Source organism: Ensifer sp. Root142 (assembly GCF_001426785.1).
GTDB lineage: Bacteria > Pseudomonadota > Alphaproteobacteria > Rhizobiales > Rhizobiaceae > Ensifer > Ensifer canadensis.
Window position 1 is genome coordinate 45,337 of record NZ_LMFK01000019.1, and the last position, 22,985, is coordinate 68,321.

Annotated in this window: 23 protein-coding genes; 17 read left to right on the plus strand and 6 right to left on the minus strand. The window is 63.3% G+C overall.

Features of this window, described 5'->3' with window-relative positions; genetic code table 11:
* Positions 1 to 13: 13 nt before the first annotated feature.
* From ASD52_RS19825 to ASD52_RS19850, 6 genes are all read left to right on the plus strand, one after another.
* Entirely contained in the window at positions 14 to 1,195 is a 1,182-nt protein-coding gene (locus ASD52_RS19825) for a benzoate/H(+) symporter BenE family transporter (protein WP_025427931.1), read from the plus strand.
* Between the two features lie 233 nt (positions 1,196 to 1,428).
* The gene (locus ASD52_RS19830) at positions 1,429 to 2,037 is read left to right on the plus strand and encodes a 50S ribosomal protein L25/general stress protein Ctc (protein ID WP_025427932.1); all 609 of its coding nucleotides are present in this window, start codon (positions 1,429 to 1,431) and stop codon (positions 2,035 to 2,037) included.
* A 283-nt stretch (positions 2,038 to 2,320) separates the two neighbouring features.
* Positions 2,321 to 4,693, plus strand: coding sequence for an EAL domain-containing protein (locus ASD52_RS19835; RefSeq protein ID WP_025427933.1), 2,373 nt, complete (start codon positions 2,321 to 2,323; stop codon positions 4,691 to 4,693).
* Positions 4,694 to 4,723: 30 nt separating this feature from the next.
* A complete protein-coding gene (locus ASD52_RS19840; protein WP_025427934.1) occupies positions 4,724 to 5,458 on the plus strand; it encodes a transporter substrate-binding domain-containing protein in 735 nt (244 codons plus the stop codon).
* A gap of 62 nt (positions 5,459 to 5,520) precedes the next feature.
* On the plus strand, positions 5,521 to 6,240 hold the full coding sequence (gene pth / locus ASD52_RS19845) for an aminoacyl-tRNA hydrolase (protein ID WP_025427935.1): 720 nt from the start codon (positions 5,521 to 5,523) through the stop codon (positions 6,238 to 6,240).
* Between the two features lie 3 nt (positions 6,241 to 6,243).
* Entirely contained in the window at positions 6,244 to 6,696 is a 453-nt protein-coding gene (locus ASD52_RS19850) for a GNAT family N-acetyltransferase (protein WP_057208773.1), read from the plus strand.
* Between the two features lie 3 nt (positions 6,697 to 6,699).
* On the opposite strand, the gene clpS is transcribed toward ASD52_RS19850, so the two are convergent.
* On the minus strand, positions 6,700 to 7,011 hold the full coding sequence (gene clpS, locus ASD52_RS19855) for an ATP-dependent Clp protease adapter ClpS (RefSeq protein ID WP_025427937.1): 312 nt from the start codon (positions 7,009 to 7,011) through the stop codon (positions 6,700 to 6,702).
* Between the two features lie 204 nt (positions 7,012 to 7,215).
* Between clpS and ychF the strand changes: the two genes are divergently transcribed.
* Entirely contained in the window at positions 7,216 to 8,319 is a 1,104-nt protein-coding gene (ychF, locus tag ASD52_RS19860; protein WP_057208775.1) for a redox-regulated ATPase YchF, read from the plus strand.
* 150 nt (positions 8,320 to 8,469) lie between these two features.
* Here ychF and ASD52_RS19865 read toward each other — a convergent pair whose 3' ends face one another.
* Complete coding sequence (locus tag ASD52_RS19865) at positions 8,470 to 9,576, minus strand: hypothetical protein (RefSeq protein ID WP_025427939.1); 1,107 nt, start codon at positions 9,574 to 9,576, stop codon at positions 8,470 to 8,472.
* 252 nt (positions 9,577 to 9,828) lie between these two features.
* Here ASD52_RS19865 and ASD52_RS19870 point away from each other — a divergent pair, with 252 nt between their 5' ends.
* The 3 genes from ASD52_RS19870 to ASD52_RS19880 all read left to right on the plus strand — a co-directional run bounded on the left by ASD52_RS19870 (position 9,829) and on the right by ASD52_RS19880 (position 11,229).
* Positions 9,829 to 10,281 (plus strand): MaoC family dehydratase, encoded by a 453-nt coding sequence (locus ASD52_RS19870; protein WP_025427940.1) that lies wholly within the window; start codon positions 9,829 to 9,831, stop codon positions 10,279 to 10,281.
* A complete protein-coding gene (locus tag ASD52_RS19875; RefSeq protein ID WP_025427941.1) occupies positions 10,281 to 10,751 on the plus strand; it encodes a MaoC family dehydratase in 471 nt (156 codons plus the stop codon). Before ASD52_RS19870 ends, ASD52_RS19875 begins: the two co-directional genes overlap by 1 nt.
* 265 nt (positions 10,752 to 11,016) lie before the next feature.
* Entirely contained in the window at positions 11,017 to 11,229 is a 213-nt protein-coding gene (locus ASD52_RS19880; protein WP_025427942.1) for a hypothetical protein, read from the plus strand.
* 6 nt (positions 11,230 to 11,235) lie between these two features.
* Here the strand turns inward: ASD52_RS19880 and ASD52_RS19885 are convergent, their stop codons facing one another.
* Positions 11,236 to 11,781, minus strand: coding sequence for an adenine phosphoribosyltransferase (locus ASD52_RS19885; RefSeq protein WP_025427943.1), 546 nt, complete (start codon positions 11,779 to 11,781; stop codon positions 11,236 to 11,238).
* A 202-nt stretch (positions 11,782 to 11,983) separates the two neighbouring features.
* Between ASD52_RS19885 and ASD52_RS19890 the strand changes: the two genes are divergently transcribed.
* Both ASD52_RS19890 and ASD52_RS19895 read left to right on the plus strand, forming a co-directional pair.
* Positions 11,984 to 12,169, plus strand: coding sequence for a DUF1059 domain-containing protein (locus ASD52_RS19890; protein WP_025427944.1), 186 nt, complete (start codon positions 11,984 to 11,986; stop codon positions 12,167 to 12,169).
* 381 nt (positions 12,170 to 12,550) lie between these two features.
* Positions 12,551 to 12,856: a hypothetical protein gene (locus ASD52_RS19895; RefSeq protein WP_025427945.1), complete on the plus strand. Its 306-nt coding sequence runs from the start codon at positions 12,551 to 12,553 to the stop codon at positions 12,854 to 12,856.
* 108 nt (positions 12,857 to 12,964) lie between these two features.
* On the opposite strand, the gene ASD52_RS19900 is transcribed toward ASD52_RS19895, so the two are convergent.
* The 3 genes from ASD52_RS19900 to ASD52_RS19910 are packed head-to-tail and all read right to left on the minus strand — an operon-like array spanning position 12,965 to position 15,473.
* Positions 12,965 to 14,224: a CCA tRNA nucleotidyltransferase gene (locus tag ASD52_RS19900; RefSeq protein WP_025427946.1), complete on the minus strand. Its 1,260-nt coding sequence runs from the start codon at positions 14,222 to 14,224 to the stop codon at positions 12,965 to 12,967.
* Positions 14,221 to 14,853 carry a CoA pyrophosphatase gene (locus tag ASD52_RS19905; RefSeq protein WP_025427947.1) on the minus strand — a complete coding sequence of 211 codons (633 nt, stop codon included), beginning with the start codon at positions 14,851 to 14,853 and terminating at the stop codon, positions 14,221 to 14,223. Before ASD52_RS19905 ends, ASD52_RS19900 begins: the two co-directional genes overlap by 4 nt.
* Positions 14,850 to 15,473, minus strand: a complete 624-nt coding sequence (locus tag ASD52_RS19910; protein ID WP_057225299.1) for a DUF1285 domain-containing protein — start codon at positions 15,471 to 15,473, stop codon at positions 14,850 to 14,852. Before ASD52_RS19910 ends, ASD52_RS19905 begins: the two co-directional genes overlap by 4 nt.
* A gap of 195 nt (positions 15,474 to 15,668) precedes the next feature.
* Between ASD52_RS19910 and ASD52_RS19915 the strand changes: the two genes are divergently transcribed.
* Genes ASD52_RS19915 through ASD52_RS19935 form a run of 5 tightly spaced genes read left to right on the plus strand, consistent with a single transcriptional unit; the run spans position 15,669 to position 22,960 of the window.
* Positions 15,669 to 16,682, plus strand: coding sequence for a MoxR family ATPase (locus ASD52_RS19915; protein ID WP_025427949.1), 1,014 nt, complete (start codon positions 15,669 to 15,671; stop codon positions 16,680 to 16,682).
* 3 nt (positions 16,683 to 16,685) lie between these two features.
* Positions 16,686 to 17,606, plus strand: coding sequence for a DUF58 domain-containing protein (locus ASD52_RS19920; RefSeq protein WP_025427950.1), 921 nt, complete (start codon positions 16,686 to 16,688; stop codon positions 17,604 to 17,606).
* Positions 17,603 to 20,410, plus strand: coding sequence for a DUF4159 domain-containing protein (locus ASD52_RS19925; protein ID WP_025427951.1), 2,808 nt, complete (start codon positions 17,603 to 17,605; stop codon positions 20,408 to 20,410). Before ASD52_RS19920 ends, ASD52_RS19925 begins: the two co-directional genes overlap by 4 nt.
* Positions 20,411 to 20,420: 10 nt before the next feature.
* Positions 20,421 to 22,490, plus strand: coding sequence for a membrane protein (locus tag ASD52_RS19930; RefSeq protein ID WP_025427952.1), 2,070 nt, complete (start codon positions 20,421 to 20,423; stop codon positions 22,488 to 22,490).
* Positions 22,487 to 22,960 (plus strand): GNAT family N-acetyltransferase, encoded by a 474-nt coding sequence (locus ASD52_RS19935; RefSeq protein WP_038576313.1) that lies wholly within the window; start codon positions 22,487 to 22,489, stop codon positions 22,958 to 22,960. Before ASD52_RS19930 ends, ASD52_RS19935 begins: the two co-directional genes overlap by 4 nt.
* Positions 22,961 to 22,985 lie beyond the last annotated feature (25 nt).

Sequence of the window (22,985 nt, forward strand, 5' to 3'; positions counted from 1 at the left end):
CCGGTTGCCAGCCATGCTTCGTGACTTCTCGCTCCAGAGCCTCTTCATGGGTCTCTTGATCGCCTTTGTCGGCTTCGCCAGCTCCTTCGCCGTCGTCCTTCACGGCCTTGGCGGCGTCGGTGCGACAGAAGCACAGGCCGCATCCGGGCTGATGGCGCTGTCGATCTCGATGGGCGTATGCGCCGTCATCCTCAGTGCCGTGACCCGGCTGCCGGTCAGCGTCGCCTGGTCGACGCCTGGTGCCGCGCTGCTCGCCAGTTCCGGCATGGTCGAGGGCGGCTTCAACGCCGCGGTCGGTGCCTTCCTCGTCTGCGGCCTGCTCATCGTTATTGCCGGCCTCTGGAAGCCGCTCGGCCGCATGGTCTCGTCCATTCCGGCGACACTGGCAAATGCCATGCTGGCCGGCGTCCTGCTCAGCCTTTGCTTTGCCCCGGTCAAGGCGATCGGCTTCAATCCGCTGTTCGGCCTGCCGATCCTCTTGGCCTGGGCGATCGTCGGCAGCGTCAACAAGCTCTATGCGGTGCCGGCCGCCCTGCTCGCCTTCGTGCTGGTGATCGCCTTTGGCGTCGAAATGCCTGCTGATGCCCTGGCCGAGCTGTCTTCGGCTCTGGTGCCGCGGCCGGAATTCGTGATGCCCGCCTTCACGACGCCTGCGATGATCAGCATCGCGCTGCCGCTGTTCATCGTTACAATGGCGTCGCAGAACATTCCCGGCATCGCCGTCATGAAGGTCAATGACTATAACCCCACCCCCGGCCCGCTGTTCGCGACGACCGGCCTGTTTTCGATGCTGAGCGCGCCCTTCGGCGGCCATGCGGTCAACCTTGCGGCGATCACGGCGGCCATGGGTGCCGGCGCCGACAGCCATCCGGATCCGGCGCGACGCTACTGGTCGACGATCAATGCCGGCATCTTCTATGTCATCTTCGGCCTGCTCGCCGGCGCGGTCACCACCTTCGTCAGCCTCGCACCATCGGTGCTGATCGAGGCAGTCGCCGGTCTTGCGCTTGTCGGCGCCTTTGCCGGCTCCGCCATGGCGGCCTTCACCGACGCCAGGACACGCGAGGCGGCCGCAATCACCTTCCTGGTCACCGCCTCCGGCGTCAGCTTCGGCGGCGTTTCGGGCGCCTTCTGGGGGCTGATCGCCGGTGGCCTGATGCTGGCGCTGGCGCGCTTCACGCGCAAAAAGGCCTGAGCGCGACGCGCCTTCGCACTTTGATTTCACGCAAGTCGTTATCGCAAAACCGCTGTGCACTCTGCGCCACATGCTTTAAAACCGCGGCAAAGCTTGCATTTGCGGGTGATCTCGTCTATGCACCGCCCGTCCGCGTAGACACCCTTGGAGGCAACGCGGATGAAGCCCATGCGGCTTCGGTTTTTCCGCATTGCGGATGAACTCTCCAGAATTAGACATAGAAAGGTCTACCTATGAGCCACGCAACTTATGAGCTCAAGGCCGAGACGCGCGAACGGGTTGGTAAGGGGTCCTCCCGTGAACTCCGTCGCAACGGTCTTATCCCAGCTGTCATCTACGGTGACAAGCAGGCCCCCATTTCGATCGCGCTGTCCACCAAGGACGTGACGATGAAGATCCACGCCGGCGGTTTCATGACCACCGTTGCGGTCATCGACGTCAACGGCGAAAAGATCCGCGTCCTGCCGAAGGACTACCAGCTGGATCCGGTCCGCGACTTCACCATGCACGTTGACTTCCTGCGCGTCTCCAAGGACAGCAAGGTCACCGTTCAGGTTCCGGTTCACTTCGTCAACGAAGAGAAGTCCCCGGGCCTCAAGGCCGGCGGCGTTCTCAACATCGTTCGCCACGAAGTCGAACTGGCCGTTGCTGCCGACGACATTCCGGAATTCCTGACCGTTGACCTGTCGGGTCACAAGGTCGGCGACGCGATCCACATCTCCAACATCAAGCTGCCGAAGGGCGCGACCCCGGTTATCACCGACCGCGACTTCACGGTTGCCACGATCGCTGCTCCGGCTGGCGGTCTGAAGGAAGAAGAAGAAGGCGAAGCAGAAGCCTGATTCACCTTGAGGTGAAGCGGCGATCCGGCATCGGCCGGATACCCTGCGGTACCCATTGAAAGGCCCGCCCCGTCAAACGAGGCGGGCCTTTTGCGTTGAACGCACCGGTTGCCGCCGTGCTGTCCCTGTCCTGCAATCGAGCAGGCTTCCTCACGAATTGTCACGTAGCAATTTCAGCAACATTTAAGGTTTTGATGATGTTCTTGCGCCGGGGAAATTTGTAAGCAAGCGTCTAAAGAGAATCCGAAATGACACGAGTGGCAACGCCTGGGGGATGCGTCCAGTGATGCATTCCGTCGAGAACCGATTTATTGCGATTGTCTGCGGTGCAATGCTGGTTTTCGTTGCCCCACTCTTCGTGCTCTTCCTCAGCATCTCCAGCGAACGCGCCGCCCGTGAGCGCCTGCACAACATCGAGCTTCTGATGGGCGCAAGCGCCGAAGCGTTGGGCAAGCCGATCTGGGATTTCGACAGCGACGGCATCAAGCGCATCGCCCGCTCGCTGATGAACGACACCGATATCGTCGCTGTCACCATCCGCGACACCTCCGGCTCGATCCTCGCGCAGATGCCCTCCGGCGGCCTCGGCATCGACAGCGACAGCCGCAGCCTGAAAACACCCATTTCCTACGACTCGATCGACGGCATCAAGGAAATCGGCAGCATCGAAGTGCGCGCGCCGACACCCGGCCTGCTATCGCAGTTCAGCAAGGACGAGCTGGCTATCCTCGCCATCCTGCTGATTGCCGTAGCCACCGTCTTTGCCGCCGCGCTCATCGGCAACCGCTTCACCGTCATTCGCCCACTGATGCGCTTGACGTCCGCCATAGAGGCGACCCGGCGCCTGGGCTCGCGCCACCGGGTCGATTGGACCTCGGACGACGAAATGGGCGCGCTGGCTGCCAATTTCAACGAGATGCAGGACCGGCTCGAGCGTGAGTCGATGGAGCTGAAGAGCGCGCATGAGCGCGCCACCGACATCTACAACCTGACCCCGGCGATGCTGTTCTCGCTCGACACCGACAACCGCCTCTGCGCCGTCAGCGATTACTGGCTGCTGGCAACCGGCTATCACCGCGAACAGGTGATCGGCGAGGATTTCACCGATTTCATCGACCCGCACTGGCACGAGACCTACCGCAGCCACGCCAAGGCGATTGCCGTCGGCGACCACGACATCTGCGAGGTCACAGTCCCCTTCCGCAAAGCAGACGGCGCGTTCATGACCGTGCTGATCCTGGAGACGGAAACGGCCGGCGATGGCGACCTGTCGCTATCCGTCATGACCGACGTCACCGCGTTGAAGCAGGCCGAAAGCCGCAACCATGCCCAGGCGATCACCGATCACCTCACCGGCCTTCTCAACCGCCAGGGCTTCGAGGCGGCACTCGACGAGGCGATCGTCACCGCCGATGCCTGCGGCATCCAGGTCGGCTGCCTGTTCATCGACCTCGACCGCTTCAAGTGGATCAACGACAATTTCGGCCATGCCGCCGGCGACGAGGTTCTGCGCCACACGGTCGAGCTGATCCGCGCAACCCTGCGCCCTGACGATGTCATGTCACGCCTCGGCGGTGACGAGTTCGCGATCCTGGTATCGGATAAGGACGTCGCCACTCTTGCGTCTGAAATCGGCGAGCGCATCGTCAGTGCCCTGCGCGAGCCGATGCCGATTGCCGGCAACGAACTTTTCGTCAGCGCCAGCGTCGGCATCTCCGTTTATCCCGAGCACGCCGAGAATGCTTCGGACCTGCTGCTCAACGCCGACATGGCGATGTATGCGCGCAAACGCGACGGCAAGAACGGTCTGCAGGTCTTCGACGCCAGCATGCTCGATGCCGCGCGCGAGCGCCACGAGATCGAACAGTGCATCGAAGCGGCCCTCAAGGACGATCACTTCGAGGCGTGGCTGCAGCCGATCGTCAGCCTCAGCGACGGCCAGATCGCCGGCTTCGAGGCCTTGATGCGCCTCAACCACCCGGAAAAGGGCGTGATGCCGCCGGGCAAGATCATCGGCATTGCCGAGGAAACGGGAACGATCGCCCGCATCGGCGATTGCATTCTCGAAAAGGCTATCCGGCATCTGGCTGATATCTCCGCCCTCGACGGCACGCAAAACACCTATCTCGCGGTAAACTTCTCGCCGCTGCAGTTCGAGCTTACGCTGCCGCACAAGCTCGCGGCCCTGCTCCTCAAGCACCATATTTCGCCGAACCGGATCGTCATCGAAATCACCGAGGCGGTGCTGATGCTCGACAATCCGGAAGTGCACGCGGTGCTGAAGCAGCTCAACGAGTTCGGCTGCCGGATCGCGCTCGACGATTTCGGAACGGGCTACTCGTCGCTGAGCTACCTCAACCGCTTCCCGGTCGACATCGTCAAGGTCGACCAGTCCTTCACCCGTTCGCTCAGCTCCGGCACCGCCGATATCCGCCGCAAGAGCCGGATGCTGATCAAGGGCATCCGCACGATCTCGCACCAGATGGGCTGCACCGTGGTCGCGGAAGGCATCGAGACCAAGGAGCAGTGGCAACTCCTGCGCAAGCTTGGTGTGGATTGTGGGCAGGGTTATCTTTTCAGCCGCCCCATGCCGATCGGCAAGATGCTGGCCATGCTGGAGAGCGATTCCGAAGTCAAGGCCAACATCCAGGCATAACGGCCAGACACTGGCGCGAAGGAGCAAGGCGTGAAAGAGCTGATCCTGGCATTGTTCCTCGGCCTTTCCACCGCCGCCGAAGCACAGACGATCAAATTCGTCACCGAGGACTACCCGCCCTACAACTTCTCGACTTCGAGCGGCGCAAGCGGCGCCTCGGTCGAGCAGGTAACCGCGATCATGGAGGGGCTGAAGCTTCCCTATACGATCGAAGTCCTGCCCTGGGCGCGGGCCTACATGCTGGCAGAAACCGATGCGTCCTATTGCGTCTTCACCACCGGCCGCAACACCGAGCGCGAAAAGCTGTTCCAGTGGGTGCAGCCGCTGCTCGTCGACCACATGATCATGGTCCGGCGCAAGGGATCTGACACCGCCCCCGGTTCGATCGATGCGGCAAAGCGGTTCACCATCGGCACCCAGCGGGAAGATTTTTCCGCCACCTACCTCACGGAACACGGCTTCGAGAAGATCGACTATGCGACCAATCTCGATTCGACGCTGAAGAAACTGATCGGCGGCCGCATCGACCTGATGATGACATCGGAGAAGACCTTCGAAAGCATGCGTGCCGAGGGCAAGCCCGTCGAGGCGGCATTGATGCTGGAAGGAGAATATTACGGCATCGCCTGCCATCGCGACATGGACAAGGAAACGGTCGAGAAGATGCAGCGCGAACTCGACCGCCTGATCGGCAACGGCACCCAGGATGCGATCTTCGATCGTTACGGCGTTCGGCCGAGCGGAAGCGAACAGGCAACGAAATAAGGATTGACTCTGATGGCGTTTCGCGCTCGTGAAGCGGGGAAAGCCCGACGGAGCGTAACGACATGCTGATCATTGCAGGACTTGGCAATCCAGGTTCGAAATATGCCTCAAACCGCCACAATATCGGTTTCATGGCTGTCGACGTCATCCATCGCCGCCATAACTTTTCCTCCTGGTCGAAGAAATTCAAGTCCGAGATCGCCGAGGGTGAAATCGGCGGCGAACGGGTTCTGCTGATGAAGCCGCAGACCTTCATGAACCTCTCCGGCGAGGCGGTCGGCGAAGCCATGCGCTTCCACAAGCTGCATCCGAAGGATATCACCGTCATCTATGACGAGCTGGATCTGCCGGCGGCAAAAGCCCGCATCAAGGTCGGCGGCGGCCACGGCGGCCACAACGGCATCAAATCGATCGACGCCCATTGCGGCAAGGAGTATCGCCGTCTGCGGCTCGGCATCGGCCATCCTGGCGTCAAGGACCTCGTCCACGCCCATGTGCTCGGCGATTTCGCCAAGGTCGACCAGACCTGGCTGGTGCCGCTGCTCGACGCCATCGCCGACAATGCCGACATGCTGGTGCGCGGTGAGGACTCGCAGCTTCTGAACAAGATCGCGCTTGCGACCGGCGGCAAGCCGGACGAGGACAAGCCGCAGGCGCAAAAGAAGCAGGGCGCGCAATCCCATATCCATCAGGCGCGCAATTCGGCTCAGCCGAAGAAGCTGCCTACGAGCGGTCCGATGGCCGACATGCTGAAGAAGCTGTTCGGCCCCAAGGGCGACTGACAGGTGTCGCCCCTGCCCTTCGCGATCCGTGCGGCATCGGCAGACGATCTGCCGGGACTTCTTGCGCTTTATGGCGAACTGAACCCGGACGACCCTTCGCTCGACACAACCCTCGCCACCGATCGCTTTCAGGCAATCCTTGCACAACCCGGCATGACGGTCTTCATCGGGTTTGCCGGCGATGTCGCCGCCGCATCGGTCACGTCGGTCGTCGTGCCGAACCTGACGCGGGGCGGCGCACCCTACGCTCTCATCGAAAACGTCGTCACTTCGGCCGCCTTTCGCAAGCGCGGCTTTGCCCGCGCTTTGATCCTGCATGCCATCGGCGATGCGTGGGCCGCCGGCTGCTACAAAGTCATGCTGCTGACGGGGTCGAAGGATCCCGCGACGCTGCGTTTCTACGAAAATTGTGGCTTCCGGCAGGACAAGACCGGCTATCAGATCCGCCGCCCCTGACCGTCACTCCTCCGGCTCGGTCATGAACATCAGCGGGAAGCCGGCATCCTTGGCGAGGTCGGTCGCCTCCTTTGCCTTGGTCTCGGCGATATCGCGCACGCAGACGACAACGACGGAAACCCCCATTTTGTGCGCCGTCATCATCACCCGGTAGCCCGCCTCCTCGCTCATATGGAACACGGCCTTCAGTACCATGACGACGAAGTCGCGCGGCGTGTAGTCGTCATTGACGAGAATGACCTTGTAGAGCTTCGGCCGCTCCAGCTTCGGTTTCGGCTTCAGCTTCGGTTTTGCGGCAAGATCGTCGTCACTCATCGGAAATCCACCCGTTGATGACAGGAAGGCGGTCGCGGTTGGCCATCCGGCCCCAGGACGCTGCCACTCAATATCGTACGCCAGACACCGCCAATCAAGCAAAAGCCCGCTCCTTCACCGCGCCGAAACGCGCGAAGGCTTGACCGTTCGGCTCCTTTATCCCATAGCCACGCCCAACGAATTCGAGAACGACAGGTTTTAGCCATGGGCTTTAAATGCGGTATTGTCGGGCTGCCGAACGTCGGCAAGTCCACCCTCTTCAACGCACTCACCAAGACGGCGGCGGCTCAGGCTGCCAACTATCCGTTCTGCACGATCGAGCCGAACACCGGCGAAGTCGCGGTTCCCGATCCGCGCATGCGCAAGCTGGCCGACATTGCCAAGTCGAAGGAAATCATCCCGACGCGCATCTCCTTCGTCGACATCGCCGGCCTGGTGCGCGGCGCGTCGAAGGGTGAAGGCCTCGGCAACCAGTTCCTCGCCAACATCCGCGAAGTGGATGCGGTGGTGCACGTGCTGCGCTGCTTCGAAGATGACGACATCACCCACGTCGAAGGCCGCATCAACCCGGTCGCCGATGCCGAGACGATCGAGACCGAGCTGATGCTCGCCGACCTCGACAGCCTGGAGCGCCGCACCGAGCAGACCCGCAAGCGCGCCGGCGGCAAGGACAAGGATTCGGTGGCACAGCTGCCGATCATGGACGCGTCGCTGAAGCTGCTGCAGGACGGCAAGCCGGTGCGCACGCTGCTTGCCAAGCTTGATGCCGAAGAACTGCGCATTCTGCAGGGCCTCAATCTCCTGACCGCCCATCCCGTGCTTTACGTCTGCAACGTCGCGGAAAGCGATGCCGTCGACGGCAACGAGCACACCCGCGCGGTTGCCGAAATGGCAAAGACCCAAGGCGCTGAAAGCGTCGTGATTTCGGCGGCGATCGAATCCGAAGTGGCGCAGCTGCCGGAAGAGGAAGCCAAGGAGTTCCTGAGCGCGCTCGGTCTCGAGGAGGCTGGTCTCGACCGCCTGATCCGCGCCGGCTACAAGCTGCTCGATCTCATCACCTATTTCACGGTCGGTCCGAAGGAAACGCGCGCCTGGACGATCCCGCGCGGCACCAAGGCACCGCAGGCCGCCGGCGTCATCCACACCGACTTCGAGCGCGGCTTCATCCGTGCCAACACCATCGCCTTCGACGATTACATTGCGCTCGGCGGCGAAGTCGGCGCCAAGGAAGCCGGCAAGGCCCGCGACGAAGGCAAGGAATATGTCGTCCAGGACGGCGACGTCATCCACTTCCGCTTCAACACGTAAGACAATGAGATGAGGCGCGCTTCACGCGCGCAGCCATTGAAGCATGTCGCGCAAAAGTGTGCTGCGGTTTTGCGATAACGACATGCGCAAAGAACAAGAGCTTAAAGCGCAGAAAGCGATCTGAAAGATCGCAACGCGCGTTACCCGATATTACGGCGCGGCATGCAACCGCGCCGTAATCATTTCCGGCAACAGGTTCATGACAATGCGCCGCAGCTTCTGCCAGAAAATGCCGATGAAAAGCACGGTGACGCCGACCGCCGCGAAGGCAACGAAGACGTAGTTGTCAAGCGACGCGCCGGTCTGGTTGAGCATCGTCCAGATCGCGCCTCCGAGCGACAACAGCCCTGAAGTGACGAAGGCGCGGCGGTCGATGACCAATCCGACCAGCATGAACAGGGCAACGATCAGAATGGCGGCAATCGCCTGGCCAAGCCCGGCCTGCCCGTCCCACCACGTGCCGCGGCCGTTCGACACGAAGACCAGACCGATCAGCGAGTAGAGCAATGCGGGCGCGGCGGCCAGATGCAGCCAGAACGCCGTATCGGAGCGCGCCGTCACACGCTGTGGATCGGAAACGTCGTAGCGCATGGCGGTCGCAAAGAGACCCAGGGCTCCGACAAGAACGGTGAGCGCGAGAAGCATGAAATGGTCGTCGTTGGCGAGGTCGATCCCCAAGCTCCTCTCGAAGGCAAGAAGGATCGCGACCACGCAGATGAGTGCGACCGACACCATCAGACCGGCCAGCGCCAGCGGAACGCGATAGCGCCAGTAGAACAGACCAAGCGGGATCGGGAACGCTGATAGATAGGCGAGTGCAAAGACCATCGGCTTCCAGGCATCATCATGCTCGCTCACGAACAACAGTGACGTCGTCCCGACCCAATGCACGAGAGCAACCGTCAGCGCCACCGACGGCAGCGCCAGCCGCTGGCGCCGCACCAGGATTTCCGCGAGCCCAAGAATGACCGGCAGCGTTACGAATGGGCCGCCCAAGCCCCAGAGGCCGATCAGCACGACAACGACGCCGATCGTGATCAGGATATCGTGAAATCCCCTGACGAACCGCGGCTGTTCGCTGTCTTCGGCGGCGCGGGCATCGAACGCCGCATCGTCCCGGTCGGCGGCAGCATCCGGTGCCACCGGCCCGAAGCTGATGCCACGGTCAGCGAGATAGGCTTCGAGATCGCTCACCTGACGGGCAGAGATGATCCCTTTTTCGGCAGCGCCTGCGAGCGCCCTGTTCAGTTCGGTCACGAGCATTCCTCAATCAAAAGCCGGTCGATACACCCATAAATCAGGTGGTTGCATGAACAATCGGCATGCGCAACCTGGAAATTCCACGATACGGTGGCATCAACCGACACGAGAGCGCCACAGGTCAGAGATGACGAATGAGGCACGCTCTAACGTTTGAAAGCCACTGCTTAATTTCCCGCTTAAATCGATTCCGGTTTGAGAAATTATGCAGTACGTAAAGCGTCAGCAAATCAGACGGGACAACTCAGCATGCTGTATTTCGAGGATTTTTCCGAAGGGCGACGCTTCGACTACAAGCCGGTCGAAATGAAGCCTGCGGACATGATCGCCTTTGCCCGTGAATTCGACCCGCAGCCGATGCATCTCGACGAGGAAGCTGGCAAACTCAGCATCCTTGGCGGCCTCTCTGCCTCCGGCTGGCACACCAGCGCCGTCGGCATGCGCATGATGCTCGACGCCTTCATGGGCCATTCTTCGTCTCAAGGCTCTCCCGGCATCGATTTCATGGACTGGAAGAAGCCGGTGATAGCAGGCGACGTGCTCACCGGTTTCAGCCAGGTGCTCGAAGCGCGCCGGTCGAAGTCCAAGCCGAGCCTCGGCATCGTCAAGTTCCGCAACGAAATCGTCAACCAGACCGGCGAACCGGTGGCGGTTTCGGAATGTACCGTGCTCTTCCGCTGCCGCGACAAAGGTCAGAATTAATGATGACGATGGAGGAGTTTTACGCCACCGGTCGCAGGACCGTCATCGGCACCCTGGCCTTTACCGCCGAGGATATCGTCCGCTTCGCCCGTGACTTCGATCCGCAGCCGTTCCACCTCGACGCGGAAGAGGCTCGGCATTCGCTGTTTGGCGGTCTATGCGCCTCCGGCTGGCACACCGCGGCCGGATGGATGCAGTGTTTCGTCCGGTTCTGGAAGGACGAACAGCGGCGGCTTGCGGCCGAAGGCCTGCACGCGCCACGGCTCGGCCCCTCGCCCGGCTTCCGGGATCTGAAATGGCTGAAGCCGGTCTATGCCGGCGATACCGTGACCTATGCCGTCACGTTCCTCGAAAGCCGCACGCTCGCTTCGCGGCCGGGCTGGCGGATCAACACGATCCTCTGCGAAGGCGAAAACCAGCACGGCGAGGCGGTCATCCGTTTCGAAAGCAAGGTCATCGAGTTCGTTTAGCCAGGGCATCTCCAGGAAAAACGCCAAGAGGCTTTCAGTCAAGAAATGCTTGGAAATAAAGAGATAGAGCGTTTCCGTAACTCCGGTTAACCCGGAAACGCTCTGTTGAGCGACCGTCGCCCGTCCAAACGACGCGCGTCCCCGTTATTCCTTAAATCAGGAACGATTTGGGCGTAAAATCCGTTCGGACCTTCAGAGTTCCGCGCCAGTGGCCGAAAGGCCAGCACGCGTGGGAACTTCGACAGAAAGGAACGGAGGGCTATCGATGGAAAAGACCCATGTTCGCGAACTGGCGGAGGAATATCTTCGCCTCGGCGGCCACCGGCGCGTGGCCATCGACGATAACGAAACCTCGATCAGAAGCTGGGAAGACGAACCGCCGGAAGCCGACGCCTTCTGGCGGAAAGAGGTGGAAACACTGACGCCGGCAACGCAGCGCGAGGTGCAACTGATGCTGCCGACGATCAACCGCGCCTGAGCGGTGTCAGTGACCTTCGAATTCGATCAGCGTGCGGACATTGACGCCGAGCGCCTCGAGTCTCTTGCGGCCACCGAGTTCCGGCAGGTCGATGACGAAACAGGCCGCGACGATATCGGCGCCCATCTGCTTCAACAGCTTGACGGCCGCTTCCGCTGTGCCGCCGGTCGCGATCAGGTCGTCGACCAGAATGACCTTCTCCCCCGGGCTGATCGCGTCCTTGTGCATCTCCATCTCGTCGACGCCGTATTCGAGGCTATAGGCGATGCGCACCGTGTCGTGCGGCAGCTTGCCCTTCTTGCGGATCGGCACGAAGCCGGAGGAAAGCTGGTGGGCGATCGCGCCGCCAAGAATGAAGCCGCGCGCCTCGATGCCGGCGATCTTGTCGATCTTGGTACCGGCATAGGGGTGCACCAGTTCGTCGATCGCACGGCGGAACGCCCTGGGATTGCCGAGCAGGGTGGTGATATCGCGGAACATGACGCCCGGCTTCGGATAGTCCGGAATGTTGCGGATGGCGGCGATCAGTTCCGATTGAACGGTAGTGGTCATGGGCAAAGAAGGCCTTTGTGTCTCTTGTTACCGCAAACCCATAACACCATCGACCCGCATGTCTATAACGGTTTCTGCCGCACGGATGGCTGGAACAATTTGGTCGTGCCGGGGGTTGATGCTACGCTGAGGCCCATGGCACGCGGAGGAGATGCGCGCGCCGCATGCCTCACGTTGAGCCCACATCGGAAGGAGGAACATCATGCGCCTGTTTGAATGCGGTTCTCTTGTCCCGGGGTGCGAATGGCACACCCGCGCCGATAACGACGCCGAAATCGTCCGCCGCGTGGTGGAACACATGCGCCAGGCCCACGGTGAAACGATGATCCGCGAAAACATGATCGATAACATCAAGGCCCGCATCGTCGAAGAAACCAAGGCCGCCTGACGAAACTACATCTACTCCGAACGCGCGCGGGTCTTGCAATGACAACGCCCGCGACGCGTGCCGTTTGCCCTGACACCGAATGATGGTGCGTCGCATCGAACCGGTGCGAGGGACCAAGTCTGTCCCGGCGAGCCGCCCGATCTGGATTTTCAGGCCGAGTTGACCGTGACCGTCATCCAGGTCTGGATCTGAGGCACACGGCACCGCATTCGCCGATCCCTATGCTATGGCAATGACGCGAAGGAAGATTTGACCCGCGCGGTGCTCACGCTCTATAGCACGTGGCCTGTTGTCCTTACCTGTATGGCGATCTCTTGCGTTTACCGGTGGGCTGCGCCAACGTCTCATGCCCTCATTCTTTTTAACTGGCATTCGGAACCTATGAACGACAAAGTTTTTGACACTTTGACCGGCATGTACTTCACGGTCGACGATCCCGATGGAAGTTACGGCACGGGTCAAGTTATTCGCCTCGCTGCCGAAGGGATTTACTTCATTCGCTTCGACGGCAACGAGGTAATGCTGCCTCTGGAGCTCGTATCCATCGGCGAGATGCTGCAGACCACCGACGAAGAGTACAAGCTCTGGCGGTTCTTCGACACGCTCGAGGAAAGGGACAAATGGATCGAATGGCTGGACGCCCCATCGAAGCCACGGGTCGTCTCGCTGGTGAGGCCGACCAAGTAACAGCCTCTCGGCTCCCTCGCTCTACGAGCCCACAGCTTGCTCAATACCGGCAGTTGGTGCCAGGAAAGATCGGTCATCTACCTCTAACATGGTCGCGCGCCACGCGCTTTACGCGCGCGGCACCATCGTCTCGAGGCGGGCGACAAGGTTTGCCCGGTCGACACTGAAATTGCGGTCTACCCACAGGGCCTCCAGCTCACCGAGGATCTGGCCGACGCGAGGCCCGGCGGGGATGCCGGCCTTCAGCACATCGGCGCCCGTCAGCGGGAAGCTCGGGCGCTTCCATGCCTCGGTGCGCGTCAAGAGGCGCTGGAACGCCGCCGTCTCGGCAAGCAAGGCCGGATCGTTTTCGGACTTGCGTCTGGCCGAGGCGAGCGCGAGGCGAAGCCGGACGGAAATCCCCTCAGCGCCGTGGCGGTAGAGCAAGCGATCGAGCGCCGCATCCACAGTCTTTGCCGGTAGCGCTGGCGCATTCGCAAAGCGCGAAAAATACGCTGCCTCGGCCTTCGACAGGCGCAGCCGCGCGGCCATGGCTTCGAGCCGATCTTCATCCGGCGGCACGATTGCCGCAAGGCGCAGCAGTGGATCCGGTGCCCAAGAAAAGGCCTTCTCGGCAGCAACCAGTTCCGGAATGGCGTCGATGCCCCATTTCTCGGTCTCGGGCAGGATTTCGGTCAACACGCCCGCCTGGCGCATCCAGAGCAGCGCCCGGCCCGGGTCCTCGGCTGAAAGCAGCTTCTTCGTCTCGGCCCAAACCCGCTCTGCCGAAAGTGTCGACAGCTTGGAACGCGCCTGGGCGCAGGCCCTCAGGCCATCGGCATCGGGGCGACCGTTGCCGTAATGGGCGAAGAAGCGGAAGAAGCGCAGGATGCGAAGATAATCCTCGGCCACCCGCTCGGCAGCATTGCCGATGAAGCGCAAAGTGCGGGTCTTAATATCGGCAAGGCCGCCGACGTCGTCCACGACCTCGCCCTCATGGTCCGCGTAGAGCGCGTTGATGGTGAAGTCGCGCCGCTCGGCATCCACCTTCCAGTCGGTTCCGAACGCAACTTCAGCGCGGCGCCCGTCGGTCGCGACATCGCGGCGCAGCGTCGTCACCTCATAGGGCGTACCGTCGATGACGAGCGTCACCGTGCCGTGGTCGATGCCTGTCGGTACCACCTTGATGTCGGCTGCCTTGGCGCGGGCAACGACCTCGTCTGGATGCCAGGTGGTGGCCATGTCGACATCGCCGGCCGGCACCCCCATCAGGCTGTTGCGCACGGCGCCGCCGACGACGCGCACCTCCCCGCCCTCGACATTCAGGAGATCGAAGACGCGACGAAGGGATGGAGCCGAAAACCAGCTCTCACCGGCAACCGAGGTCATGCATAAAGCCTTTCATAAAGCATTCGGACGATGCCGGCGGTGATACCCCAGATATTCCTGTCGCCATAGGGCATGCGATAGAAATGCCGGTCTTCACCCTGCCAGTGGCCGCTTCCACGCCCATGGTTTCCGGGGTTCATGAGGAAGGACAGCGGCACTTCGAAGACGCTTTCGACCTCGTCGGGGTTGGGCACCAACTCGAAGCCGGGCTGCACCACCGCCAGAACCGGCGTGATTTTGAAACCGGACAACGCCATATAGTGCGGCAGTCGTCCGATCGTCTCGACGAACCGCGGGTCAAGACCGATCTCCTCCTGCGCCTCGCGAAGGGCGGCGGACTCGATCGAGCGGTCCTCCGGGTCGACCGCGCCGCCGGGAAACGCCACCTGGCCGGAATGCTTGCGCAGGCTTGCGGTCCGCTGGGTGAAGATGACATGCGCATCCTCGCCGTCGTCGACCACCGGCACCAGCACGGCCGCATCCTTCAGATGCAGGGTTTCAAGATGCGGCACGATACTGGGATTGAGCAGGAAATCTCCGTGTTCCCGCCACGCGCTTTCCACTGGCCCGCCCATCTGGGTCAGGGCCCGGCGGCGAAATTCGTCGGCAGAATAGGGATGCCGGTTCATCGCGACAGCGCTTCCAGTTCGGCAGCCTTCATGATCGGGAAGATGGACCCACCCGAGCGCACGCAGAACATCTCGACGCCGTCGACCACCACGGTCTCGCCGAGTTCGACGAGATCGTACATGACGGGCCGGGAAACCAGCGCATCGAGCCGGCCGCGCACGTGCAGGTACGGCTTCAGTTCGCGGTTCTCGCCATGAATGACAAAACGCAGGGCATGCTCCGGCCCGGCCTCGACAACGTCACCGACATTGGTGCGAAAGGTCAGCACCTGCACGCCGTCCGCCTGCGTCACGCTCATTTCGACGGCAACGAAGGGCGCGTCGACGATGCGGATCGCCACCTTTTCCACAGGCGTCACCAGATAGGTGACGCCATCCTCGTCCTTGCGCAAAACTGTGGAGAACAGCCGCACCAGTGGCTGCCGGCCGATCGGCGTGCCCAGATAGAACCAGGTGCCGTCGGCGCGGATTTCCATGTCGATATCGCCGCAGAACGGCGGATTCCAGCGCTCCACCGGCGGCAGGCCACGCTTGCGGTCGCCCGTCTGGCCGGCCGCACGCGCGATCAGGGCCGCCAGTCCGGCCGCGTCCCCGGTTCGCTGAATTTCGGCTTCTGCCATCGTTCCGTCCCGATTGGCCCCGATTTTGCACCGGAGGCGTGTATGTCGTCGCGAGATGCGGCGTGTATGCTGTCACGAGATAGTGCGTCTGCGGCGACTTGTCAGCCGTCAGCCAGGGTCTAAATTGGAATAAGGCAACTGAAAATCCCCCGCGGGGCGATTCGGTTCAACAACGGGCGACCGGGGAGTACGACCATGAGTGTGATGAAGGGCGCCACGGAAGCGACCGACGAAAGGGCGATCGTTGCCGCGGCGGAAAACGCGCTCGCGGAGATCGCGCTCGTGCGGGCCGAAGTCGGCAAGGTCATCTTCGGTCAGGAGAACGTGGTCGAGCAGACGCTGCTTGCCGTTTTGTCCGGCGGCCACGCCCTTCTCGTCGGCGTTCCCGGCCTTGCGAAAACCAAGCTGGTCGCGACGCTCGGCACCGTTCTCGGCCTTGATTCCAGCCGCGTGCAGTTCACGCCCGACCTGATGCCATCGGACATTCTCGGCTCGGAAGTGATGGACCAGGATGCCGCCGGCCACCGCTCCTTCCGCTTCATCCCCGGTCCGATCTTCACGCAGCTGCTGATGGCCGACGAAATCAACCGTGCCTCGCCGCGCACGCAGTCGGCGCTGCTGCAGGCGATGCAGGAGTATCACATCACCGTTGCCGGAGCCCGCAAGGACCTGCCGCAGCCGTTCCACGTGCTGGCCACCCAGAACCCGCTGGAGCAGGAAGGCACCTACCCCCTGCCGGAAGCCCAGCTCGACCGCTTCCTGATGCAGGTTGACGTCGGTTATCCCGAGCTTGCCGCCGAACGACAGATCCTGCTTGAGACCACCGGCGTCACGGAGGCCTCGGCCCGGCCGGTGATCGACGCCGCCCGCCTGCAGCAGATCCAGAGCCTGATCCGGCAGATGCCGGTCGGCGAGAAGGTGGTCGATGCCATCCTTGATCTCGTGCGCTCCGCCCGCCCCGGCAACGGCAATGCCGCCACCGACAAGAACGTCGCCTGGGGCCCGGGTCCGCGCGCCGGACAGGCGCTGATGCTCTGCGCCCGCGCCCGTGCGCTCTACGACGGTCGCCTGGCGCCGTCGATCGACGATATTCTGGCGCTCGCCGAGCCCGTTCTCCAGCACCGCATGGCGCTGACCTTCGCTGCCCGTGCCGAAGGCATGACCGTGCGCGATGTCGTCGCCGAGCTGGTGAAGCAAGCCAAGGGATAAAGAATGGCCTCCATCGGGCACATAGTTGCGCGTACCCCCGCTGGTGAGGTTCTTTCCCGTGCGCAGCAGCGCGCGATGCTCGTTCCTGACTGCCTGGTCGAGGCCCGCCGCATCGCCAATACGGTGATCTCCGGCTGGCATGGGCGGCGCAAGCGCGGGATCGGCGAGAATTTCTGGCAGTTTCGCCCCTATAGCGACGGCGAAAGCCTGTCGCGCATCGACTGGCGCCGTTCGGCCCGCGACGACCATACCTATGTGCGCGACCGCGAATGGGAAGCGGCCCACACCATCTGGCTCTGGGCCGACCTGTCTCCGTCGATGATGTACAAGTCAACGCTCGGTTCGGTGTCAAAGGAAAGCCGGGCCCTGGTCTTGATGCTGGCGCTCGCCGAAATCCTCGCCCGCTCCGGCGAACGCATCGGATGCCCCGGCGTGATGGAGCCGATCTCCGCCCGCAACGCCGCCGAACGGCTGGCAACCGCGATCATGCTGAGCCCGCTCTCCGAAGGGCTGCCCGAGACGGGGATGATCCGCAGCGCCAGCGATCTCGTCTTGATCGGCGATTTTCTCGATCCGACCGACAGGATCATGGAGCGGCTGGGCCCGCTCGCCCGCCGCGGCCTGCGCGGTCATGTCGTCGAGGTTGCCGATCCGGCGGAGGAAGTCTTCCCCTATGCCGGGCGGACTGAATTCAGCGACCCGGAAACCGGCCAGAAACTGACGGCCGGCCGCGCCGAGGTCCTGCGCGAGGACTATCAGCGCGCCTACCTCGCCCGCCGCGAAAGCCTCGGCGTCACGCTGCGCCATCTCGGCTGGACCTTCACGCCGCACAGGACCGATCGGCCCGCCTCCGAGGCGCTGGTTGCCGTCCACATGTATCTGTCCGGCATGCCAGGACGCGCTACGCATGGAGGCCAGCTATGACCGGCCTTCCCTTCCTCTTCGCCAATCCGGCACTCTTGGCAGCCCTGATCGCTTTGCCGGTGATCTGGTGGCTGTTGCGCATGACGCCGCCGAAACCGGCGGCCGAAGTGTTCCCGCCGTTGCGCATTCTCGCCTCCGTGTTGAAGCGCGAGGAAACCCCATCGAAAAGCCCGTGGTGGCTGACCCTGCTGCGCATGCTGATGGCGGCCGCCGTCATCCTCGCGATCGCCGATCCCGTCGTGAACCCGCGTCAGAACACACTTGCTACCGGCGGCCCGCTGGCGATCGTCGTCGACAACAGCTGGGCAACCGCCACCGACTGGGAACAGCGCGTCGATGCCGTGAGCACGCTGATTGACGACGCGGAAGCGCGCGACCTTGCAGTCTCCATCGCCTTCACCGGTGATCGCCAGCACGACGCCACGCCAGGCTCGGCAGCAACCGCGCGCAACAGGCTTGCCGCTGCCGCCCCCATTCCCCTTGCCGTCGACCGAGCCCAGGCGATAGCCGCGCTGAAAACCGCATTTGAGGGCACGAATCCCGGCACGCTCGCCTTCGTCAGCGACGGCATCGAGGCTGCGGATCAGAAGACGATGGCAGCGCTTGCTGACGTGGGAGCTGCCGAACTGCGGGTCGTCGAGGCCGATGGTAGCCGCACCGTAGCGCTGACCGATACCAGCAACGGCTCGACCGGCATGTCGGTGACGGCAACGCGCCTGCGCAAGGACGGCGCGCTGACCCTGCCGATCGTCGCCTACGATACGCGTGGGCGCGCGATCGCCGATGGACAGATCGCCTTCGCCTCGGGCGAAGGCGTTGCCAAGGGCAGCATCGAAGCGCCCTTCGAACTGCGCAACGACTTTGCCCGCATCGGCATCGAGAATGCAGCGACCGCCGGCAGCGTGCATCTGCTCGACGATGGCTTCCGCCGTCGCCGCGTCGCCCTGCTGAGCGGCGAGGCCCGCGACCTGTCGCAGCCGCTGCTATCGCCGCTCTACTACATCAACCGTGCGCTCACCCCCTATGCGGATCTCGTCGAACCGCACGAGACGGATCTCGCCGTCGCCATTCCGGAACTGTTGGAGCAGAAGCCGTCCGTACTGATCATGGCCGATATCGGCCGGCTGCCGGAGGAGATTTATCCGAAGCTGTCGAAGTGGATCGATAATGGCGGCATGCTCATCCGCTTTGCCGGCCCGCGGCTTGCCGCTGCCCCCGCAGACGATCCGCTCGTGCCGGTGACGCTGCGCCAGGGTGAACGCGCGCTTGGCGGCGCGCTGTCCTGGTCCGAACCGCAGCCGCTTGCCGACTACCCCGGAAACAGCCCGTTTGCCGGCATGGCACGCCCGACAGACATTCTCGTCAAGCGGCAGGTGCTGGCCGAGCCGACCTCCGATCTTGCCGAGCGCACCTGGGCAAGCCTTGCCGACGGCACGCCGCTGGTAACGACCTCAGCTCACGGCGCCGGTCGCATCATCCTTTTCCATGTCAGCGCCGAGGCCACCTGGTCGAACCTGCCGATCTCGGGCGATTTCGTCGAAATGCTTCGCCGCAGCGTCCAGCTTTCGCGCGGCGGCGGCGTTGCCAACGAGGGCAAGGCGCAACAGCAGACGCTCGCGCCCTATCGGCTGCTCAATGCCGACGGCGTGCTCGTGGCCGAGACCGGCAACGCCCGGCCGCTCGACGTCATCCCCGGCAAGGTGCCGGTCGCCACACCGGAAAACCCTCCGGGTCTCTATGGCTCCGAAGACGGTTTCACCGCGCTCAACCTGCTGCCACGCAATGCCGAGCTGCAGCCGATCGACATGACGGCCGCCGGCGCTCACACCGCCCAGCAACTGGCCGGGTCCGAGAGCTGGTCGCTGAAGCCGGCGTTGTTCACACTGGCCCTGCTGCTGCTGCTCGTCGACGCGCTGATCGTGTTGTTCATGGGCGGGGCCTTCTCGCGGCTGCGCGCAGCAAAGGCCATGACCGCGGTCCTGTTGCTGGCGGCAAGCGCCTTTCTCGTTTCGCCGCCGGATAGTCTGGCCGATGACAGTCGACCGGAAGACGCCGCCATTCTCGAGCGCCTCGACACCACGCATCTGGCCTATGTGGTGACCGGTGAGAGTGAAGTCGACCGCCTGTCCGAGCGCGGGCTGACGGGGCTCACCGACTTCCTCACCTATCGCACCACGCTGGAGCCCGGCACGCCCGTCGGCCTCGATATCACCAAGGACGAGCTCTCGTTCTACCCGATCATCTACTGGCCGGTCTCCGCCTCGGCGCCGATGCCGAGCCCACAGGCCGTCAGCCGCATCGACGCCTATATGCGCGCCGGCGGCACGGTGCTGTTCGACACGCGCGACCAGTTCTCCTCGCTCGGCGCGTCATCCGGTGGCACCAGCCCCAACACCGAGAGGCTGCAGGCGATCCTTGCCAACCTCGACATCCCGCCGTTGGAGCCGGTTCCTACCGACCACGTGCTGACCAAGGCCTTTTACCTGCTGGCGAACTTCCCAGGCCGTTATACCGGCAGCCCGCTCTGGATCGAGGCGCAGCTCGACAATCGCGAAGAGCCAAGCAACCGCCCAGCGCGCTCGGGCGACGGCGTGACGCCGATCATGATCACCGGCAACGACTTTGCCGGCGCCTGGGCGGTGGACGCCAATGGCGTCGCGCTGCTGCCGACGGTGCCGCCGGACGAAATGCAGCGCGAATACGCCTTCCGTTCCGGCGTCAACATCATGATGTATATGCTGACCGGCAACTACAAGGCCGACCAGGTGCACGTGCCGGCCCTGCTCGAACGGCTCGGACAATGAGGGCCGATCGATGACCGCCGACTTCTCGCCTTTCATCCCCTGGCCCTATCTGGCGGTGCTTGCCGTTGCAGCCGCAATTCTGGCTGCGCTTGGCATCTGGCGCGGCGTGCGCGGAGCCTGGGTGCGTGCCGCAGCCCTTGCCGCCTTCTGCCTGGCACTGGCCAATCCGATCCTCTTCCAGGAGGAGCGCGAGCCGCTGTCGACCATCGTCGCTGTTGTCGTCGACCGCAGCCAGAGCCAGGACTATGCCGGCCGGCGCGAGCAGACCGACAAGGCGCTTGCCGATCTCAAGGACCGGCTGTCGCGCTTCCCGCAGATCGAGACCCGCATCGTCGAGGCTGCCGACAGCGAAGAGAGCGAAGCGCCATCGACGCGGCTCTTCTCCGCCTTGACCTCCGTGCTTGCCGATGTGCCGCCGGCACGGGTCGGCGGTGCGATCTTCATCACCGACGGCCAGATCCACGACGTCCCCGATATCAACCAGAAGCTCGGCTTCGACGCGCCGATCCATGGGCTGATCAGCGGCAAGCCGGATGAGTTCGACCGCCGCATCGAGATCGTCAGCGCGCCGCGTTTCGGCATCGTCGGCGAACAGCAGAAGCTGTCCTTCCGCGTCGTTGATGACGGTGCGGCACCGGGCGGAACCGCGCAGGTGACCATCCGCCTCAACGGCAACGAGATCGCAACCGAAGTGGTCGAGCCCGGCACTGACGTGCCCTTCAGCTTCACCGTGCCGCGCGGCGGCAACAACATTCTCGAATTCGCGGTCAACGGCGTCCCCGGTGAAGTCACCGAGACCAACAATCGTGCCGTCCATGTGCTCGACGGCATCCGCGAGAACCTGCGCGTGCTGCTCGTCTCCGGCGAGCCGCATGCGGGCGAGCGCGCCTGGCGCAATCTGCTGAAATCTGATGCCGCCGTCGATCTCGTGCACTTCACCATTCTGCGCCCGCCGGAAAAGCAGGACGGGACCCCGATCAACGAGTTGTCACTGATCGCCTTTCCGACGCGCGAACTGTTCGTGGACAAGATCAGCGAGTTCGACCTGATCATCTTCGATCGCTACCAGCACCGCGGCGTCCTGCCGATCCTCTACTACGACAACATCGCGCAATATGTTCAGAACGGCGGTGCGCTGCTGATCGCCGCCGGTCCCGAACATGCCGGCAACGATTCCATTGCCGCAACGCCCCTGTCGGCCGTGCTGCCGGCAAACCCGACCGGCGTGATGAATGAAAAAGGCTTTTACCCCCGCCTGTCGGACGAGGGAAAGAAGCATCCGGTCACCCGTGGCCTCGAAGGTGCGGCAAGCGAACCGCCGCAGTGGGGCCGCTGGTTCCGCACCGTCGACGTCGACAGGCCGCTCGGTCAGACCGTGATGGAAGCGGCTGACGGCAAGCCGCTGCTGGTGCTGAACCGCGTCGGCAAGGGCCGTGTCGCCATGCTGCTGTCCGACCAGGGCTGGCTCTGGGCGCGCGGTTTCGAGGGCGGCGGTCCGCACGTCTCGCTCTATCGCCGCACCGCCCATTGGCTGATGCAGGAGCCGGCGCTGGAAGAAGAAGCGCTGACCGCGCGTGCCGCCGGCCGCACGCTGGAGATCACCCGTCAGACCATCGAAGGTGACCCCGGCCATGCGACCCTCACCTACCCGTCCGGCAAGACCGAGGAGCTGACGCTCGCCCAGCGCGAGCCGGGTCTTTACAGCGCCGAAATCAAGACCACGGAAACCGGCCTGTTCGAAGTCGCCAACGACGAACTGACGACGCTTGTGCATGTCGGCAATGTCGACGCACCGGAGTTCAGGGCGGCGATCTCGACCGAGGACAAGCTGCGCCCCTGGGCTGACAAGACCAAGGGGCTTGTGCGCCGGCTGGCAAGTGCCGATGGCGCCATCGACCTGCCATCGATCCTGCCGGTGCGCGGCGCCGTCCGTGTCGCCGACGACCAGCGGCTGTCGCTGCGCATGACGGATGAAACCGTGCTCAGGGGCATCAACTCGCTGTCGCTGTTTACCGGTCTCTTCGGCCTTGCCGTCCTGCTCTTCCTGATATCGGCGACCTGGTACCGCGAGGGTCGATGACCGATCCGAGCGTCGCCATCAGCAACCTGCGCGATGTGCCCTATTTCGCCGATGATATCGCCGACCGTGTCTGGCGGGCCTGGTGGGAGCCGCGTGGCTTTCCGCTTGGCCATATCGCCGAACTGGTTGCCGGAAGCCTTGGCGACCACCACATCCCGTTTGCCATCGTCGCCCATCGCGGCGCGACCTTCATCGGCACCGCATCGGTAATCGAATCCGATCTCGACGAGCGGCCGGCACTTCGTCCCTGGGTCGCGGCGGTCTGGGTAGAGCCGACCTTTCGTGGACTCGGCATCGGCGCGAGCATCGTTCGCCATGCCGCGGACGCGGCTTTGGCCACCGGCGTCGAGAGCGTGCATCTCTGCTCCTTGCCGGAGAAGCGAGCATTCTATCAACGCGGCGGCTGGCAGCTCGACGAAAACGATGTGGGTGAAAGCCGGCTCGACGTCTTCAGCATGCGCCGTTCCTGATTTAGGCCACAATGACTGTCGAAAT

Bases quoted from the DNA above. Each gene is read 5' to 3' on its own strand.
- ASD52_RS19825 (WP_025427931.1), top strand. From the start codon at position 14: ATGCTTCGTGACTTCTCGCTCCAGAGCCTCTTCATGGGTCTCTTGATC.
- ASD52_RS19830 (WP_025427932.1), top strand. From the start codon at position 1,429: ATGAGCCACGCAACTTATGAGCTCAAGGCCGAGACGCGCGAACGGGTT.
- pth (WP_025427935.1), top strand. From the start codon at position 5,521: ATGCTGATCATTGCAGGACTTGGCAATCCAGGTTCGAAATATGCCTCA.
- clpS (WP_025427937.1), bottom strand. From the start codon at position 7,011: ATGAGTGACGACGATCTTGCCGCAAAACCGAAGCTGAAGCCGAAACCG.
- ychF (WP_057208775.1), top strand. From the start codon at position 7,216: ATGGGCTTTAAATGCGGTATTGTCGGGCTGCCGAACGTCGGCAAGTCC.
- ASD52_RS19870 (WP_025427940.1), top strand. From the start codon at position 9,829: ATGCTGTATTTCGAGGATTTTTCCGAAGGGCGACGCTTCGACTACAAG.
- ASD52_RS19875 (WP_025427941.1), top strand. From the start codon at position 10,281: ATGATGACGATGGAGGAGTTTTACGCCACCGGTCGCAGGACCGTCATC.
- ASD52_RS19880 (WP_025427942.1), top strand. From the start codon at position 11,017: ATGGAAAAGACCCATGTTCGCGAACTGGCGGAGGAATATCTTCGCCTC.
- ASD52_RS19885 (WP_025427943.1), bottom strand. From the start codon at position 11,781: ATGACCACTACCGTTCAATCGGAACTGATCGCCGCCATCCGCAACATT.
- ASD52_RS19890 (WP_025427944.1), top strand. From the start codon at position 11,984: ATGCGCCTGTTTGAATGCGGTTCTCTTGTCCCGGGGTGCGAATGGCAC.
- ASD52_RS19895 (WP_025427945.1), top strand. From the start codon at position 12,551: ATGAACGACAAAGTTTTTGACACTTTGACCGGCATGTACTTCACGGTC.
- ASD52_RS19900 (WP_025427946.1), bottom strand. From the start codon at position 14,224: ATGACCTCGGTTGCCGGTGAGAGCTGGTTTTCGGCTCCATCCCTTCGT.
- ASD52_RS19905 (WP_025427947.1), bottom strand. From the start codon at position 14,853: ATGAACCGGCATCCCTATTCTGCCGACGAATTTCGCCGCCGGGCCCTG.
- ASD52_RS19910 (WP_057225299.1), bottom strand. From the start codon at position 15,473: ATGGCAGAAGCCGAAATTCAGCGAACCGGGGACGCGGCCGGACTGGCG.
- ASD52_RS19915 (WP_025427949.1), top strand. From the start codon at position 15,669: ATGAGTGTGATGAAGGGCGCCACGGAAGCGACCGACGAAAGGGCGATC.
- ASD52_RS19920 (WP_025427950.1), top strand. From the start codon at position 16,686: ATGGCCTCCATCGGGCACATAGTTGCGCGTACCCCCGCTGGTGAGGTT.
- ASD52_RS19925 (WP_025427951.1), top strand. From the start codon at position 17,603: ATGACCGGCCTTCCCTTCCTCTTCGCCAATCCGGCACTCTTGGCAGCC.
- ASD52_RS19930 (WP_025427952.1), top strand. From the start codon at position 20,421: ATGACCGCCGACTTCTCGCCTTTCATCCCCTGGCCCTATCTGGCGGTG.
- ASD52_RS19935 (WP_038576313.1), top strand. From the start codon at position 22,487: ATGACCGATCCGAGCGTCGCCATCAGCAACCTGCGCGATGTGCCCTAT.